Annotated in this window: 16 protein-coding genes, 3 tRNA genes and 1 rRNA gene; 12 read left to right on the top strand and 8 right to left on the bottom strand. The window is 37.1% G+C overall.

Features of this window, described 5'->3' with window-relative positions; genetic code table 11:
• Nucleotides 1-22: 22 nt before the first annotated feature.
• From glpQ to JHT90_RS02605, 7 genes are all read right to left on the bottom strand, one after another.
• Nucleotides 23-1084 carry a glycerophosphodiester phosphodiesterase gene (gene glpQ / locus JHT90_RS02575; protein ID WP_201093743.1) on the bottom strand — a complete coding sequence of 354 codons (1062 nt, stop codon included), beginning with the start codon at nucleotides 1082-1084 and terminating at the stop codon, nucleotides 23-25.
• Between the two features lie 268 nt (nucleotides 1085-1352).
• On the bottom strand, nucleotides 1353-3233 hold the full coding sequence (gene gss, locus JHT90_RS02580) for a bifunctional glutathionylspermidine amidase/synthase (RefSeq protein ID WP_201093744.1): 1881 nt from the start codon (nucleotides 3231-3233) through the stop codon (nucleotides 1353-1355).
• A 272-nt stretch (nucleotides 3234-3505) separates the two neighbouring features.
• Nucleotides 3506-3595 (bottom strand) — tRNA-Ser (locus JHT90_RS02585).
• A 166-nt stretch (nucleotides 3596-3761) separates the two neighbouring features.
• Nucleotides 3762-4478, bottom strand: coding sequence for a dienelactone hydrolase family protein (locus tag JHT90_RS02590; protein ID WP_201093748.1), 717 nt, complete (start codon nucleotides 4476-4478; stop codon nucleotides 3762-3764).
• Nucleotides 4479-4551: 73 nt separating this feature from the next.
• Nucleotides 4552-6456, bottom strand: coding sequence for a molecular chaperone HtpG (gene htpG / locus JHT90_RS02595; protein WP_201093750.1), 1905 nt, complete (start codon nucleotides 6454-6456; stop codon nucleotides 4552-4554).
• A 217-nt stretch (nucleotides 6457-6673) separates the two neighbouring features.
• Nucleotides 6674-7036: a VOC family protein gene (locus JHT90_RS02600; protein WP_201093752.1), complete on the bottom strand. Its 363-nt coding sequence runs from the start codon at nucleotides 7034-7036 to the stop codon at nucleotides 6674-6676.
• Between the two features lie 79 nt (nucleotides 7037-7115).
• The gene (locus tag JHT90_RS02605; RefSeq protein WP_201093754.1) at nucleotides 7116-7808 is read right to left on the bottom strand and encodes a helix-turn-helix transcriptional regulator; all 693 of its coding nucleotides are present in this window, start codon (nucleotides 7806-7808) and stop codon (nucleotides 7116-7118) included.
• A gap of 231 nt (nucleotides 7809-8039) precedes the next feature.
• On the opposite strand from JHT90_RS02605, the gene JHT90_RS02610 reads away from it, so the two are divergent.
• Nucleotides 8040-9068, top strand: coding sequence for an AGE family epimerase/isomerase (locus JHT90_RS02610; protein ID WP_201093762.1), 1029 nt, complete (start codon nucleotides 8040-8042; stop codon nucleotides 9066-9068).
• Between the two features lie 57 nt (nucleotides 9069-9125).
• Here JHT90_RS02610 and JHT90_RS02615 read toward each other — a convergent pair whose 3' ends face one another.
• Nucleotides 9126-9659 carry a DUF2569 domain-containing protein gene (locus JHT90_RS02615; RefSeq protein ID WP_201093764.1) on the bottom strand — a complete coding sequence of 178 codons (534 nt, stop codon included), beginning with the start codon at nucleotides 9657-9659 and terminating at the stop codon, nucleotides 9126-9128.
• A gap of 80 nt (nucleotides 9660-9739) precedes the next feature.
• Between JHT90_RS02615 and JHT90_RS02620 the strand changes: the two genes are divergently transcribed.
• From JHT90_RS02620 to JHT90_RS02670, 11 genes are all read left to right on the top strand, one after another.
• The gene (locus JHT90_RS02620) at nucleotides 9740-10084 is read left to right on the top strand and encodes a HopJ type III effector protein (protein WP_201093766.1); all 345 of its coding nucleotides are present in this window, start codon (nucleotides 9740-9742) and stop codon (nucleotides 10082-10084) included.
• Nucleotides 10085-10205: 121 nt separating this feature from the next.
• Entirely contained in the window at nucleotides 10206-10424 is a 219-nt protein-coding gene (infA, locus tag JHT90_RS02625; protein ID WP_201093768.1) for a translation initiation factor IF-1, read from the top strand.
• A 175-nt stretch (nucleotides 10425-10599) separates the two neighbouring features.
• Nucleotides 10600-11787 carry a Na+/H+ antiporter NhaA gene (gene nhaA, locus JHT90_RS02630; RefSeq protein ID WP_201093776.1) on the top strand — a complete coding sequence of 396 codons (1188 nt, stop codon included), beginning with the start codon at nucleotides 10600-10602 and terminating at the stop codon, nucleotides 11785-11787.
• Between the two features lie 186 nt (nucleotides 11788-11973).
• Entirely contained in the window at nucleotides 11974-12408 is a 435-nt protein-coding gene (gene rpsF / locus JHT90_RS02635; protein ID WP_201093778.1) for a 30S ribosomal protein S6, read from the top strand.
• Nucleotides 12409-12436: 28 nt separating this feature from the next.
• Nucleotides 12437-12667: a 30S ribosomal protein S18 gene (rpsR, locus tag JHT90_RS02640; RefSeq protein ID WP_201093780.1), complete on the top strand. Its 231-nt coding sequence runs from the start codon at nucleotides 12437-12439 to the stop codon at nucleotides 12665-12667.
• A 106-nt stretch (nucleotides 12668-12773) separates the two neighbouring features.
• Nucleotides 12774-13223 (top strand): 50S ribosomal protein L9, encoded by a 450-nt coding sequence (gene rplI, locus JHT90_RS02645; RefSeq protein WP_201093781.1) that lies wholly within the window; start codon nucleotides 12774-12776, stop codon nucleotides 13221-13223.
• Nucleotides 13224-13324: 101 nt separating this feature from the next.
• On the top strand, nucleotides 13325-14716 hold the full coding sequence (dnaB, locus tag JHT90_RS02650) for a replicative DNA helicase (RefSeq protein WP_201093782.1): 1392 nt from the start codon (nucleotides 13325-13327) through the stop codon (nucleotides 14714-14716).
• A 19-nt stretch (nucleotides 14717-14735) separates the two neighbouring features.
• Nucleotides 14736-15680: a 4-hydroxy-3-methylbut-2-enyl diphosphate reductase gene (gene ispH / locus JHT90_RS02655; RefSeq protein WP_201093783.1), complete on the top strand. Its 945-nt coding sequence runs from the start codon at nucleotides 14736-14738 to the stop codon at nucleotides 15678-15680.
• 297 nt (nucleotides 15681-15977) lie between these two features.
• A 16S ribosomal RNA gene (locus JHT90_RS02660) occupies nucleotides 15978-17500 on the top strand.
• 93 nt (nucleotides 17501-17593) lie between these two features.
• Nucleotides 17594-17670: transfer RNA gene (locus JHT90_RS02665), tRNA-Ile, on the top strand.
• Nucleotides 17671-17676: 6 nt separating this feature from the next.
• Nucleotides 17677-17752, top strand: a tRNA-Ala gene (locus JHT90_RS02670).
• Nucleotides 17753-17934: the final 182 nt, after the last annotated feature.

The raw sequence follows: 17934 nt of genomic DNA on the forward strand, positions 1-17934 counted from the left end.
TTTTTATTTCATCTTATAACGATTATTGCTGATTTTTTAGATAGTTGACCGTCAGATCAGGAAAGTCAGTAAATACGCCATCACTTTTAGCAATATCAAAAATAATATGATGTAACTGATCAAGGCTATTAGCATAATTAGGTAGCCTATCTTTACGTAGAGTATATGAATGCACAACTAATCCATTGCTATGAGCTTCATTTACAAGAGGTGTTAGTTTAATATTTTTTTTAGTTGAGCTTTTATCTACTAGCATAGCGTAGTGTGGACTAATACCATCCGCATATTCAGCAATTTTTTGCATGGCATTAGGTTTGAACATCCAATCATAATTGTAGTTTATTAAGTTTCCATTGTTATCTTTTTTAAACGTTTCTCGCCAACTGGTTTCAGCAATAAGTTGTACTAGTTTTAAGTCCATATTGAGTTGTGGCAGTAATTCCATTTTGATTCTTTTTAATTCATTAGGGTCAAAGCATTGTAGATAGATAAGATCATCTTTGCTTGTGTAGCCATATTGTTTAAGTATTTTTAATACTGCAAGTGAAATATCTTTACCTTCATTGTGATGAAACCAAGGCGCTTTTATTTCTGGATAAATCCCTATGCTTTTACCTGTGGAGTGATTGAGACCCTGAATAAATTCTATTTCTTCAGCGAAAGTATGAATTTTGAATGTTGATTTTTCCATGGGGAAACGGTTGGGATAGTCTTGTTTTTTTATACCATTTCTCATGGTCCAACCTTCAGTAAAATTTAATTGTTTAATTTCATCAAGGGTGAAATCAATAGCGTAATAACGTCCATCTTTTCTAGAACGATTAGGAAATTGCTGATCAACATCAGTCACTCTATCTAAATAATAATCATGTAATACTATGATTTGATCATCTTTAGTCATCACTAAATCTTGCTCTAGATAATCCGCCGCTTGTGCATAGGCTAGCGCTTTTGCAGGTAAGGTATGTTCAGGTAAATAACCGCTAGCACCTCGATGGGCGATAACAATTTTAGCTTGCGCATAACTCAGTATAGGCATAGTTAGCAAACTGATAATTAATAAAATGGAGTTAAGTCGTAACATTGTAATCCTTTATGATGTATTAAATTGTTATATATCATACTGCCTAATAAGAATAGATTAGTTTAATCTTACAACAAAATATGGATTAATCATGTTGTGTTATATAAAGCACGAAACCTTGTAATTTTATTTAAGATTAAACTGTAGATGATTAGGTAAAGTAATAAACTTAGGATTAACTATCATCACTATCTGATAGCTTTCAGGTAGCTAATTAATTTATCCGCCCTATCAAAGTTGATAGGTTTGATTTTAGCATAAGCAAATACTAGCGGGTAATAAATGCTTTATCGTCTATAATTCGTAAAGGTTGCATATCACTGGCTCCTTTAATCACTAGTGAGCGATCAGAACGTAAACAGGCTCCTCCATAATGGCCACCTGCTGCAAAAGTGCTTATTTGTACATAGCGGTTGGCTATTTGTGGTAAACACCAAAGCTGCTGATAGATATTTTCTTGTTCAGCAAATTTTCCTGTGGTTTTATCTAATACTTGTTCATTATGATTAACTAACTCAATGTTACTGCCACAGCGTCCAGCAATAGGTTTAATAGCATAACCGTTTTCTATTAAGTGGTTATTTAATTCAAAGGTAGATTCTAGTAAGTAGCGATGATTAGGAAATAATGACCAAAGTACAGGTAAAATAGCTTTATTACTGGGTATAACAGTCCATAATGGTTCAAATACAAGCACTTCAGGACGCAATAATACATCAATAAGACGAACATGGTTTTCAGGGTGTCCTGTACGAATAGGAGGCGCAATCACTTGTTCTTCACTTTCTTGACGTAATTGCTCCAATACTGTTTCCCATGCCCAAGTTTTCCATACGCATTTAACAGGGTGATTAGTATCATCCACTAAGCGACCTCTTTTATCCCAATGTAGATCATCTAAACCATGTAAAATTTTACTTTCAAAGCCTGCTTGAGTTAAGGCACGTTGCATAAATAGTGCATGATAATTCTCTTCAATATCATTATCTTGCATAATATGCACAAAAGGTTTGGCATCACTGTGTTTCCAAACTTCACTCAAGGCATCAAGCAAATCTTCTGCTGGATTTTTACCTTGGATTAATCCCCCTTGTTCTGCCCATTTTTGTAAAATATAGCCAGCCTCGGTATGGCATGAAGCTGAGTCTGCATTGTATTCATAGACTTTTAAGCCGCGTTCATCCATACAAAGATCTAGCCGACCTGTAATAGTCTGATAGCGACGATTTTTCCAAGAAAGCCGTAAACGAGGCCATAGAATACTGGGAATATTAAAATGTTTGAGCAACTGATCTTCTTTCAATACCTTATCAGTTGCGTGTAGATACATTAAATGTAATTCATTGGTGGCACGAACCAATTCTCGCTCTGCACTTTTAGATATAGTGAAATATTGGTAGGGATCATCGCTATTAATGGTATGTCCATTGGCAGCAATATAGGCGTGTTGTATAGGATCATTTTTATTAAGCCATTCACCACTAAATTGTCCATGTTCAGTTAAGCGGTTACTGTGAATAGCTAAGTATTCAGGTGCGGTGATAGGTTGAGGTAAACTATCTTGAGTATCCTCTGTTTGAATCATCCAACCTAGAATATGGGTATCATTAAAGGTATCTTGTAAAGTATAGCCATTATCTCTAACAACTAATGGTAGCTCTCGAGTCCATTGTTGCCCAGCAGGTAAGCGAGTATGTATAACATTTTGTTCAACGATCCTCACTTTAGACTCTAACACTTCTGTAATAATGGCAACATGGCCTGTGCCTTTAAACTCTCCACCTTCTTGCCAGATCAGTAAGGAACCAGCAACAGGAGGACGCTTACTACCATTGGCAAAAGCCTGTAGTGGTAAGATGGCATCATTAATCACCTGGCGTAAGAAGCGCAGGGAAAAGATCTCATGGGCATTGCCAACATCGGTGAAAACGACACCATAGTTAAGGTAAAGAAAGCGTCGCGCGAATTCTACGCATTGCCATTTATGCCCCATGTACTCATGGCCTAGGTAGCTACGAAAAGAGGAGAAATCAGGATAATCCTTTGGATCCGCCGTTGCGTAATCTGATGAATAAATAGCAACACCGCCAGGAGCATACCCTAATAATGTGCCAAAAGGTTCACTTTTGTTTGTCATTTCTGCTGACATAATATTTGACCTTGTAATAACTACCTATCAAAGTGCTATATCATAAACCAATCAATGACTGGCCTCTAGCTGGAGGAGAGTATTATAAAAATATGCACAATAAATATTGTAATGTTAGAAAACAGTAACTTATTAGATAACTTAACTAATTTTGAGTTCAAGATAACTACAATAATAATTATGAAAAAGAATAGTCTTTGTTAGATGGGCTTGATACTAGCTCAAATGATTTAGAAAAGGGGATGATTGACTGTGTTTAAATTTTATATATTTGGCGGTTAGAGAGGGATTCGAACCCTCGATACGATTTCTCGTATACACGCTTTCCAGGCGTGCTCCTTCAACCGCTCGGACATCTAACCAATTTGGCAAGCTAATTATACACTGATTAGCTTTTTAAGGTGGGCTAATTTAACGGAATCATTAAAGAAAATCAAAGACTTTTTAAGCTTCTTGATAAATTAAATAATTTAATGAATTTTTCAACGATAAATAGCAGGGACTTAGTATTAAATCCCTGCTCATTAATTATTTAAACAATTCATCAAGGAGTGTATTCATAGCGTTAAAAGCACGCTTAGAAACTTTTTCATTATATTGTTTTACTTTAGGATCATTAGCCGTTACATCAGTAAAACCATGAACAGCACCACCATAGTTAAGAAATTGCCAATCTACAGAGGGGGCTGACTTCATTTCATTAAAGAAATCTATTATTTGGTCATCAGCAATCATTGGGTCATTAGCGCCATTAAGTACTAAGATTGAGCCTTTGATATTTTGAGCATCACTAGCATTCGGTGTGTCTAGGTTACCATGAAAAGAAATAGCTGCCTTTATATCTGCTCCACTGCGCGCTAGCTCTAAGGTACAACAACCACCAAAGCAAAAACCAAAAGCAGCAATTTTTTGTTTATCTATATTGTTTTGATTTAATAATATATCCAATGCTTTGTTCATACGTTGCCGAAGCTCTTGACGGTTTTCTTTAAGGGGAGTCATTGCTTCACCAGCTTGTTGACTATTTTGTGGGCGAACTGTTTTTCCATAGAGGTCAACAATAAATACGATATAGCCTTTTTCAGCTTGTTGTTTTGCTAGATCAATGGCTTCTTTGGTGATACCAAGCCAATTTGGTGTCATAAGTAGTGCTGGCAACTTATTGTTAACATTATTAGGGGAAACTAAGACACCTTCAAATGTTTGGTTGTTATATTGATAACTAATATTACTTTGGCTAATCATTATCTAATCCTTTTACTCTGTTAAATAATAGGAGCAAAAAATAAGGCTCTTGGAGAGCCTTATTTTAGGGATATTAGTTGGACAGTTCGATTAGTAATTTGTTTAATCGTTTTACATAGCTTGCTGGGTCTTTTAAATTATTGCCAGCGGCTAATGCTGCCTGATCAAATAACACATGGGTTAGATCATTAAAGCGATCTTCATCGGCTTCTTGGTCTAATTTTTGTACCAGAGGATGGTCAGGATTGATTTCAAAAATAGGTTTTGATTCTGGTATGGCTTGACCTGTTGCTTGTAATATTTGGCGCATTTGTAAGCCCAAGTCTTGATCGCCAATCGCTAAAATAGCGGGTGATTCTGTAAGACGATGAGAAACTCTTACTTCACTAACTTGGTCGTTGAGTGCTTTTTTAATACGCTCAACTAGCGCTTCTTTTTCCTTAGCTACTTTTTCTTGATGTTGTTTATCTTCTTCAGAATCTAGTTTACCTAGGTCTAAATCACCACGGGCAATATCAACAAATTGTTTACCTTCAAATTCAGGTAAATAGTTCATTAACCATTCATCAATACGATCAGTTAATAAAAGTACTTCAATCCCTTTTTTACGGAAGATTTCTAGGTGAGGGCTATTTTGAATTTGCGCATAGCTTTCACCTGTTAAGTAGTAGATTTTATCTTGATCTGATTTAGCACGGGATAGATAATCAGCAAGTGATACTTTTTGTTCTGTGCTATTTTCATTGGTTGAAGTAAAGCGTAATAAACCAGCAATTTTCTCACGGTTTGCATAATCTTCTGCTGGACCTTCTTTTAATACTTGACCAAAAGCTTTCCAGAAGGTTGTGTATTTTTCTGGTTCATTTTTAGCTAATTTTTCTAACATATCAAGCACGCGTTTGGTTAGTGCTGATTTCATGTTATCAATAATAGGATCTTTTTGAAGAATTTCTCTTGATACGTTTAACGAGAGATCATTAGAGTCAACAATACCTTTTACAAAACGAAGGTAAAGTGGCAAGAACTCATCTGCTTGATCCATGATAAATACACGGTTTACATAAAGTTTTAAACCGTGGGTCATATCACGTTGATAAAGGTCGAAAGGAGCACGTGAAGGGATATAAAGTAGCGAGGTATATTCTAGTTTACCTTCAACTTTATTGTGACTCCATGCCAGTGGATTTTCAAAATCATGGCTAATATGTTTATAGAATTCTTGGTAATCTTCTTCAGTAACTTCGGTACGTGGGCGAGTCCATAAGGCACTGGCACGATTAACTACTTCCCATTCAACTTCATCTTTGTTATCTTCTTCTTGATCAAGTTGTTGTTTAGGTAGTTCAATAGGTAGATCAATATGATCCGAATATTTTTTAATAATATTACGTAATCGCCAGCCATCAGCAAATTCTAAATCATCGTTTTTTAGATGTAATACAATGCGTGTACCACGTTCTTCTTTGGTGATATTGGCTATATCAAACTCACCTTCACCTTTTGATGACCAGTGCACACCTTCGTCAGCATTTAAACCAGCACGACGGCTATATACATCTACTTGGTCTGCTACGATAAAAGCACTGTAGAAGCCTACACCAAATTGACCAATAAGTTTTGAGTCTTTCTTTTGATCACCAGATAAGTTTTTGAGAAATTCTGCTGTACCAGATTTTGCAATGGTGCCTAGATTAGCAATAACATCTTCGCGACTCATGCCTATGCCATTATCATCTAAAGTGATGGTTTTGGCCTCTTTATCAAAACTAATACGAATACGTAATGAAGCATCTTTTTCTAATAACTCAGGTTTGGCAATAGCCTCAAAACGTAATTTGTCGCTAGCATCAGATGCGTTAGAAATAAGTTCACGTAAGAAAATCTCTTTATTTGAGTAAAGAGAATGAATCATTAAGTTTAATAGTTGTTTTACTTCTGTTTGGAAACCTAACGTTTCTTTCTGTGCTTCTACACTCATCTAAAATCTCCACTATTGTTAAATCAAAATTGTTAATTCGAAAGATGGTTAACAAAATGGGGATTAGTTGTTCACTTTTCAAGGGTAATTGAGCAATATAGCTATTGCTCTACAGTTTTATACTTCGGTGAATGACTTTGCCATACTAATTGTATTATCTTCAGTCATTCGCCTCCTCTAAAATGGCATAAAAATAGCTATATAGTATTAGTTATCTTTAGTCGTTACTGGCATAGACACGAAGTCTATTTTGGTTATTATCAAGTGCCAGAAAGGCATAACCAAAACAAAGATCAGTAGGCTCTTGTACTATCTTAAGTTTTCCTTGCCATTCTTTAAAGCACTGATCAACAGCTTCTGGAGAGGGGAGCTGAAAAATTAATTCGCAGGCATTATTAATACCTGTTGCTTTGGGTTGTACTTCTTGAATACTCCAAAAAGCCAGCAAATAACCTGACTCTAGTTGAAAGCAAGCATAATTAGGATGGCTCTCAATTGGCTGACATTTGAAAATATCGCTATATAACGCAACAGTTGCGTTAATATCTTCAACGTATAAGATGGTTTGATTAGGTTGCATAGAAAAACTCCTTGTTTGTGGTCTATAAATAGATAAGGAGTATTCTAGTAAGGTGATGTGTCAGTTTCTGTCAGTAGTATTAAAAAAGAGGTTTAGGTATTTGCTGGAAATGATGCCAAGCAGTTAATAAGTCTTCTCGTTTTCTTGGAAATTTTTCATTTAATAGTGCTAATGAAGCAATGCGATCTATACGAAAGTGACGGAACTCTTCTCTTAACTCGCACCACCCACAGATAACAAGGGTATGATGAAAAAAACCAACAGCAAAGGGCCATATAGTGCGTTGAGAGTTTTCTTGATTAGCATTGATGTATTCAATGGTGATTTTTAAGTTTTGGTTAATGGCTTTGCGTAACGTAATTAGTTGTTCATCATAAGGCTTTGTTAATTTAGGATAACCAATTAATAGTGAGGAGTTTAACGTCTCCTGTAGAGGGGCAGGAAGTATAGTACAAATCTTAGTGATTGCTTGCTGAGCAGCATTTGCTAACTGGCTATCAGTCTGACTAACAACCCAACGACTCCCTATAAGCAATGCTTCTACTTCTTCTTGAGTAAACATAAGAGGTGGTAAAGTAAAACCTTGTTGTAATTGATAACCTTTACCTGTCTCACTAGTAATGATAGCGCCTTGCTGCTGTAGCGTGGCAATATCTCGGTAAAGTGTTCGTAAACTAATACCTAATTGTGAAGCAAGTGTTTTGCCAGCCACAGGATGGCGATACTTATGGAGTATTTGTAGTAGTTCTAAGAGGCGTTGTGAGCGAGTCATAAAAAAACTTAATGAATCAATAAAGGTTATATACGTTATCTAAATCTGAACAAGATTAGAAGAATAATTTGTTTTTCTGTAAGATATAGCTATTTCCCTAGCGTTTTATACGTCGTTGAATGACTTCGCCGTACTAGGTGTACTGTCTTCAGCCATCCGCCTCGTCTAAAAAACTAGGGTAACAGCTATATTAAGCTATGAATTATTTTAATAATTAAGGTATTGTTGGTTATGGACATAACTTCCACAAAGCAAAGTATGGTGTCTTTATTGGCTAATTACCAGCAGTTGGTTATTAGCCAATTAGCAGAATATGGTTTGGTTAGTGAGTATTTGAATGAGCCACTTGAAGAAAATGTTCGTTTACTGTGCCAAATGCGTACTATTATTTTTCTTGTAAAAACCGCTAAATTATCAAAAGATAATAATATTGATCTTGCTGAGCAGTTATATGCCAACACAGAGGCACATTATTTAAAAACGGATAAATGGTTACAGCAGTTAAATAATAATAAAGAGGCTAATTTATATAGCTATGCTTTTGTCATTTTAGCGCAAAGTTATCTTTATAAAGCCACTAATAATCCTTTATATACTATTGCTTTAGCTGAAACTTTTAGTCTGGTTGAGGAAAAATTTAAGGGAGTAGATATTTTTAAACCTTTGGCAGATTTAGATTGTCTAGAGCAAAATTCAGCGATGCATTTATTTGAAGCATTAACCTTTGCTTATTATCAAGCTGATGCGATTTATATGCAGCCAGCTATTATAAAGTTAGAGCAGTTAATAACAGAACGATTTTGGCAAAGTGATAAGCAATTATTAGCTGAAAAGGTAACGTTATCAGGTCAGGTATTAAGTTACGAAGCAGGCCATTGGTTTGAGTGGGTTTCCCTAATATGGCGAGTAAAGCAACAAGGGGGAGTGTCATTTACTAGTAGTAATAAACTATATGCTGCTGCGCTAACTCACACTCATTTTTCTGAACAAGGTTTAGTATTAAATGAAATGGACGCACAATTTCAACCATTAGACACCCAGCAAATACGTATTTGGCCAAATTTAGAATATTTGCGAGCAAAAACTTTTATTGAGCAACAAGTACCTGTTAAGGAATTAAATACGTTTATAGCGTTGTTTTTTGATCAGCAAGGTTTACCTAAAGAATATTTAACCAAAGAGTTAGTACAAACTGTTAAATCAACCACGGGATATCATATAGCCGAGAGTTTTATTGATATTTTAGAGACAATTAAATAATAAACGGATCTTATTACAATAAAAACCAATCTATAATAGGATTGGTTTTTGTGTTTTTTAATGAATAAAAGTATTAGCAACTCGTTGCGATTTTAATGTATAGCTAGTCCATAAGATGGCAGCAAAACACATTTGGAAAAGAACTTTGCCTGTTTCAGCATCAAATGCAGGAGCGTTCATAATGGTTGAAACTAAAATAGAATCAAATATTATAGCTATGGGAGTAGCAACTAATATTCCTATAAAAACGGCTTTAAAAAGTTTTTTCTTCGTAAAAAATAAAATGATGACAAAAAACCATGTGACAATCATTAATAAATTAATAATAAACTCTATAGTAATGGCATGCTTAAAGAAAGGTATATAGTGTTCACTATTAGGATCAGTAAGTAATGACCAAGCATCCGTTGTAAAAATAGGCTTATAAATATCTACATAAATTGTATTTGCTATGCGAAATGGAGCTATACAAACAATAATAGCTACTAATATTAGCCAACCGCCAATTCCTTTTGGAGCATCTTTATTATCATTTTGTATAGTTGCTCTAGATTGGCTAGTAGGTGGGGTATAAGGATTATCATTAGACATAATATTCTTCCATGTAAATAAAAATAAGTAATAATCTATAAAATATTCTATTATAGTTGAGAACTATAATAGGAGTAAGCATGAAAGTTACAGATTTCCGTCAGCAATTACAAAATCCTAACCATCAATTTGCAGATACATTGGCTTTTATTGAGCAAAATTATACTTTTCAGCCTACAGCTTTTAAAAATGGTGATGTAGAAAATGCCAAAGGGCAAAATGAGGGCTCTTGTAAAGTATTAGCGCTTGCCATATTAGAGGGATTAACTGATCAAGAGGCTTTATTGGCCTTTGCTGAGCATTATCGCAGTGTAGTAGCTACCCCTGATAATAACGATCATCAAAATATTCGTTCATTACAAAAAAATGGCCTAAAAGCAGTAACTTTTGAACAGTTTCCTTTGCAAAAGCTGAATAATAAGTAAAAAAGTAGCATTTTTTATTGCTTTTTATGGAATAGCTTGTCTTTTTTGGGTAGAATGCGACCGCCCAAGTTATACTTAGGGTTTTTATTTTATTTATTTTTTAAAGTTGAGGTTTTATTGCATGTCTAAAGAAGACAGCTTTGAAATGGAAGGAACTATTATTGATACGCTTCCTAACACTATGTTTCGTGTAGAGTTAGAAAATGGTCATGTTGTGACTGCACATATTTCAGGAAAAATGCGTAAAAATTATATTCGTATTTTGACAGGTGACAAAGTTCGTGTTGAATTAACACCTTATGATCTTTCCAAAGGTCGTATCACCTACCGAGCGCGTTAATTTTTAAACAAATCTTATCGTCTTTACATTTTATAGTAAGGTGGTTTTTTGCTACCTTAACTTTCTCGTATTAACATTTTTTTGCTTGTTATAATTATCTTTGCTAGATAATAATAGACCTTTATATCGCTAGTATATCAATAATAAATCAGTCAAGGATAATTAGTAATCTATTATGAAACAATTACTTATTAGTTTTTTTAGATTGGAAGCGGCATCAGGTATCTTATTAATTATTGCTACAGTTTTAGCATTAGTAGCTAATAATAGTCTGCTTAGTGACTGGTATAATAATTTTTTAAATATACCTGTTATGTTGGCAATTGATAAACTGATTATTGATAAGCCCCTATTGTTATGGATTAATGATGGATTGATGGCTATCTTCTTTTTACTCATTGGCTTAGAAGTAAAAAGGGAAGCATTACAAGGCCAACTCTCAAAAGTGTCACAAGTGGTTTTGCCAACAGTGGCTGCCTTTGGTGGGATGATTGTGCCTGCTGTCATTTATTGGGCATTTAATCATAATGATCCACAAGCCCACAGTGGTTGGGCTATCCCAATGGCAACCGATATTGCTTTTTCGTTAGGTATTTTAGCATTACTGGGAAAAGCTGTGCCTATCTCTTTAAAGTTGTTTTTAATGACATTGGCTATTATTGATGACCTTGGGGCTATTCTAGTAATTGCATTATTTTATTCGGGTGATGTATCAGTAGCTGCATTAGGCTTGGCAGGTATCTGTTTAATTGTATTGATTACGTTGAACTTATTGAAAGTTAGAAGCATAGGTCTTTATTTAATTATTGGTTTTATTTTGTGGGTTTGTGTACTCAAAAGTGGTGTTCATGCCACTATAGCAGGGGTTGCCTTAGCCTTTACTATACCTTTAAAGCTTAGAATGACAAAAGCGGAACATATTCATCCACCACTTATTAAATTAGAACATGCACTCAGCCCATGGGTCTCTTATGTAATTTTGCCCTTATTTGCTTTTGTTAATGCGGGTGTTTCTTTTGCTCAGGTGACTCAAGATCATTTATTAAGTACCGTTACATTAGGTATAGTATTAGGGCTTTTATTGGGTAAAACCATTGGTATTTTTGGCTTTACATGGGTTGTTGTGAAATTAGGTTTTGCTAAACTACCTAAAGATTCTGATTGGTCTCTGCTTTTTGGAATCTGCATACTGTGTGGTATAGGTTTTACCATGAGCCTCTTTATTGGTGGTTTATCATTCCCACCTAATAATGAATATGTAGGCATTGATAGAGTAGGGATTTTGATAGGTTCTTTTTTATCTGCAGTAATTGGTTATTGTGTTATGTATAGAGCGCTTAAAAAGAAAGCCAAAGCATCATGATTTATTAGAGCATTTTGCTTGATAACTTCCTTATTTAGATAGCTTAAATTTTTAGTTGTTGTACTTAATAAATTTTAGTATAATCCCGCCCCTTGCTCTATATGTGAGCATGTGAAACTGAAAATTAACTCCTTGCTTGATACTTGCTGATTACAAGTACAGGCTATTAACCCGTAAGGAGCAGCTATGCGTCATTACGAAATCGTATTTTTAGTGCATCCAGACCAAAGTGAACAAGTACCTGGTATGGTTGATCGCTATAAAAAAATTATTGAAGAAGATGGTGGTAAAGTTCATCGTCATGAAGACTGGGGCCGTCGCCAACTAGCTTACTCTATCAACAATATTCATAAAGCACACTACGTGTTATTAAATGTTGAATGTGGTGCTAAAGCATTAGCAGAAATTGAAGACAATTTCCGTTATAACGATGCGGTTATTCGTAATTTAATCATCCGTCGTGATGAAGCAATTACTGAACAATCTGATATTGTTAAGGCTGAAGAAAACCGCAACTCTCGTGGCGATCGTCGTCGTGATGATGTGATTCTTGAAGATCAAGATGACATTGAAGAAGATGATGATATGTTAGAAGAAGTTGACGCTTCTGACGAAGAGTAATTCCCAGATTAAATGAGGAGCCACTATTATGGCACGTTTTTTCCGTCGTCGTAAGTTCTGCCGCTTCACTGCTGAAGGTGTGCAAGAGATCGATTACAAAGATTTAAATACATTAAAAGCATATATTACTGAAACAGGTAAAATTGTTCCTAGCCGTATTACAGGAACTAAAGCTAAATACCAACGTCAATTAGCGACAGCAATTAAGCGTGCTCGTTACTTAGCTTTATTACCTTATACTGATGGCCACGATCGTTAATATTTAACCCTATCAGTTAATATTAGCTATTATTTATAGTTTTAGATTAAAGCTAATTTGTTTTAACTAACACTAGAAAAGATTGAAATGACGAGGTAAGACTTAAATGGAAGTCATCCTATTAGATAAAGTTGAAAATCTTGGTAACTTAGGTGACAAGGTTAATGTAAAATCTGGTTATGGCCGTAACTACTTACTTCCACAAGGTAAGGCTACAATGGCTACGCCAGAGAATATTAAAGTATTCGAAGAGCGTCGTGCTGAGCTTGAAAAACAAGCTGCTGACAAATTAGCTGCTGCGCAGGCGCGTGCTGCTAAGTTAAATGAGCTTGAAATTTCTATCACTGCCAATGCGGGTGATGAAGGTAAATTATTTGGTTCTATTGGTACTCATGATATTGCTGAAGTTTTAACGAACAATGCTGGTATCGAAGTTCATAAGAGCGAAGTACGTTTACCTAATGGTACTATCCGTAATGTAGGTGAATACAGCATTGATTTACATCTACACTCTGATGTAGATGCTACTATCAAATTAATTGTTGTAGCTGGCTAATTTATACTACTTATTTATAGTCAGTATAAAATATAATAGGCACGTTAGCGTTTTTACGTTAACGTGCTTTTTATTTTTTGATGGTTTGAAAGTAGGCGCAGATGGCAAATATAACACCTGAACAACATGATTTAGAAATAGCAGCTTTAAAAGTGCCTCCTCATTCTATTGAGGCTGAACAGGCTGTGTTAGGTGGAATAATGTTAGAAAACAACACATGGGATCGTGTTGAAGATGTTGTTTCAGATAATGACTTTTATCGTCATGATCATCGTTTAATTTTTAGGGCGATTGCAAAACTAGCTGAGCGTAATCAACCCTTTGATGTGGTTACCTTATCAGAGCAACTAGATAAAGAAGGTGTATTAGAACAAGTAGGTGGTTTAACCTATCTAGCAGAACTGGCTCGTAATATCCCGTCAGTAGCTAATATTAGAGCTTATGCACACATTGTAAGAGAGCGAGCCACATTACGACAGCTTATTAGCGTCAGTAATGATATTGCTGATAGTGCCTATGTTACTAAAGGGCGTACAGGCGATGAAATACTTGATGATGCCGAACGGATGATTTTCCAAATTGCAGAAGGTCGACCCAAGACAGGTGGCCCTGAAGTTATTAATAATATTCTTGCTAAGACCATTGATCGAATAGATGAGTTATTTAATTCCAATAATGCACTAACAGGTATCTCTACAGGCTTTGCTGATTTAGATAAAAAAACCAATGGTTTACAAGCCGCTGACCTTATTATTGTGGCGGGTCGTCCCTCAATGGGGAAAACTTCCTTTGCCATGAACCTAATAGAAAATGCTGCCCTAAGAACAGATAAAGCCGTACTTGTTTACTCTTTGGAAATGCCTGCTGAATCATTAGCCATGAGAATGCTCTCCTCATTGGGGCATATTGAACAAGGTAAAATTAGAACAGGTCGTTTAGATGAAGATGATTGGCCTCGTTTGACTTCAGCAATAAACCTACTCAATGAATGTAAATTATTTATAGATGATACCGCGGGTATTAGTCCTTCAGAAATGCGTTCAAGAACTCGTCGCCTAGCACGTGAACATGGCGAAATAGGTTTGATTATGGTCGATTACCTGCAATTAATGCAACTAGGCAATGGTGGTGGTGAAAATAGAACCAATGAAATTTCTGAAATTTCTCGTTCATTAAAAGCGTTAGCTAAAGAATTTAACTGTCCTGTGATTGCTCTATCACAGCTAAATCGTTCGCTTGAAAGCCGTCCTAATAAAAGACCAGTCAATGCCGATTTACGTGAGTCTGGTGCTATTGAACAGGATGCTGACGTTATTATGTTTATCTATCGAGATGAAGTCTATCATCCAGAAACCGAGCATAAGGGTGTAGCAGAAATTATTATAGGCAAACAACGTAATGGCCCTATTGGCACAGTAAGATTAGCCTTTTTAGGTAAATATACCCGCTTTGAAAATTTAGCAGCAGGTATGTATGATTTTGATGACGAATAGAATATAGGCAGTATGTATTATGCAAATTAAGTTGGCTAATCCCCGTGGTTTTTGTGCAGGTGTTGATAGAGCAATTGAAATTGTCAATCGTGCACTTGATCTATTCGAACCGCCCATCTATGTTCGTCATGAAGTAGTCCATAACAAATTTGTAGTAGAAAATTTAAAAGCCCGTGGTGCAGTATTTGTTGAAGAACTAGACCAAGTTCCTGATGATAATATTGTAATTTTTAGTGCGCATGGTGTTTCCAAAGCAGTTAGAAAAGAGGCAGAAAATAGAGGGCTAAAAGTTTTTGATGCAACCTGCCCATTAGTAACCAAAGTCCATATGGAAGTAGTACGCTACAGCCAAAAAGGGCAAGAATGTATCCTTATAGGCCATGCGGGACATCCAGAAGTTGAAGGTACAATGGGGCAGTATGATTCCAGACAAGGTGGCGCAATCTACCTAGTAGAAAATGAACAAGATGTACAACAACTACAAGTTAATAATCCCTCAGCTTTAGCCTATGTTACTCAAACTACCTTATCTATGGATGATACGGCTAAAGTGATTGATGCATTACGAGAAAAGTTCTCTGAAATTCAAGGGCCCCGTAAAAATGATATATGCTATGCCACTCAAAATCGGCAAGATGCAGTAAAAACATTAGCTGCTGAATGTGATCTAGTACTCGTGGTAGGAAGTCCAAATAGTTCTAATTCAAACCGTTTACGTGAGTTAGCAGAACGCATGGGCACTAAAGCTTACCTAATAGATGGCGTGCAAGATTTAAATCAAGCATGGTTTAATGGTATCACCAATATTGGTATTACTGCAGGAGCGTCGGCTCCAGAAGTACTAGTTCAAGAAGTTATTCAACAACTACAAAACTGGGGGGCGACCAACCTAATAGAATTGGATGGACAGTTAGAAAATATTACTTTTTCTATGCCAAAAGAACTTAGAATAAAAGAATTATAAATATGTATAAAAATACTCATCTTGTATGCCTTGCAAATACAGGGTTTGTTAATTTAATTAAAAATAGTTAAAAAAAGTAATTGACTGTATATTGTGATGACGTATAATGCGCGTCCTCGATAGGCAGTAAGCAAAAAGTTGGTTACCAAACTATCACTGTTCTTTAACAATATAAATCAAGTAAATCGTGTGGGTGTTTGTAGTACTGGTAAGAATTATCAGTAATATAAATAACTCGTCATGAATGAGTTTTTAGATTACTGAGCCGTTTTGGCTTCTTATGAAGCAAAAGATTTAAAACTGAAGAGTTTGATCATGGCTCAGATTGAACGCTGGCGGCAGGCCTAACACATGCAAGTCGGGCGGTAACAGGTCTTTCGGGATGCTGACGAGCGGCGGACGGGTGAGTAAAGTCTAGGAATCTGCCCATTAGAGGGGGACAACGCGGGGAAACTCGCGCTAATACCGCATACGCCCTACGGGGAAAGGTGCTTAATTGTACCGCTAATGGATGAGCCTAGATCAGATTAGCTAGTTGGTGGGGTAAAGGCCCACCAAGGCGACGATCTGTAGCTGGTCTGAGAGGATGATCAGCCACACTGGGACTGAGACACGGCCCAGACTCCTACGGGAGGCAGCAGTGGGGAATATTGGACAATGGGGGCAACCCTGATCCAGCCATGCCGCGTGTGTGAAGAAGGTCTTCGGATTGTAAAGCACTTTAAGTTGTGAGGAAGGGGTAGTGTAACGAACTACTTTTGACGTTAGCAACAGAATAAGCACCGGCTAACTTCGTGCCAGCAGCCGCGGTAATACGAAGGGTGCAAGCGTTAATCGGAATAACTGGGCGTAAAGCGCGCGTAGGTGGTTTGTCAAGTTGGATGTGAAATCCCCGGGCTCAACCTGGGAACTGCATCCAAAACTGACTGACTAGAGTACGGTAGAGGTTAGTGGAATTTCCTGTGTAGCGGTGAAATGCGTAGATATAGGAAGGAACACCAGTGGCGAAGGCGACTAACTGGACTGATACTGACACTGAGGTGCGAAAGCGTGGGGAGCAAACAGGATTAGATACCCTGGTAGTCCACGCTGTAAACGATGTCAACTAGCCGTTGGAGTCCTTGAGGCTTTAGTGGCGCAGCTAACGCAGTAAGTTGACCGCCTGGGAGTACGGTCGCAAGATTAAAACTCAAATGAATTGACGGGGCCCGCACAAGCGGTGGAGCATGTGGTTTAATTCGACGCAACGCGAAGAACCTTACCTGGCCTTGACATGTCCGGAATCTTGCAGAGATGCGAGAGTGCCTTCGGGAATCGGAACACAGGTGCTGCATGGCTGTCGTCAGCTCGTGTCGTGAGATGTTGGGTTAAGTCCCGTAACGAGCGCAACCCTTATCCTTAGTTACCAGCACGTAAAGGTGGGCACTTTAAGGAGACTGCCGGTGACAAACCGGAGGAAGGTGGGGATGACGTCAAGTCATCATGGCCCTTACGGCCAGGGCTACACACGTGCTACAATGGTTGGTACAGAGGGTTGCCAAGCTGTGAAGCGGAGCTAATCTCAGAAAACCAATCGTAGTCCGGATTGAAGTCTGCAACTCGACTTCATGAAGTCGGAATCGCTAGTAATCGCGAATCAGAATGTCGCGGTGAATACGTTCCCGGGCCTTGTACACACCGCCCGTCACACCATGGGAGTGGGTTGCTCCAGAAGTAGCTAGGCTAACCTCGTGAGGCCGGTTACCACGGAGTGATTCATGACTGGGGTGAAGTCGTAACAAGGTAGCCGTAGGGGAACCTGCGGCTGGATCACCTCCTTAAACGAAAGCTGGTACTACAAATACCCACACGAATTACTTGATTTATGATTGCGAAGAACGAATTGGGCGAAGGCCTGAGAAGTTAACAGATTAGGGTCTGTAGCTCAGCTGGTTAGAGCACACGCTTGATAAGCGTGGGGTCGTAGGTTCAAGTCCTACCAGACCCACCAAATGAAGGGGCCATAGCTCAGCTGGGAGAGCGCCTGCCTTGCACGCAGGAGGTCAGGAGTTCGATCCTCCTTGGCTCCACCAGATACCTAATCGAAACAAAAAGCTAGAAGCTAATTCTTTTAAATAAAGAGACTTACCTTCTAACTTTTAAAGTTAGACTGTTCTTTAACAAATTAGATATGCAAAGAAGTAAAGATTAATTAATAATTACTGGTCTAATTATTAATGCTGAGGTGAAAATATTGCGAACTCAAGCGCAAATT

Source organism: Entomomonas asaccharolytica (assembly GCF_016653615.1).
Taxonomy (GTDB): Bacteria; Pseudomonadota; Gammaproteobacteria; order Pseudomonadales; family Pseudomonadaceae; genus Entomomonas; species Entomomonas asaccharolytica.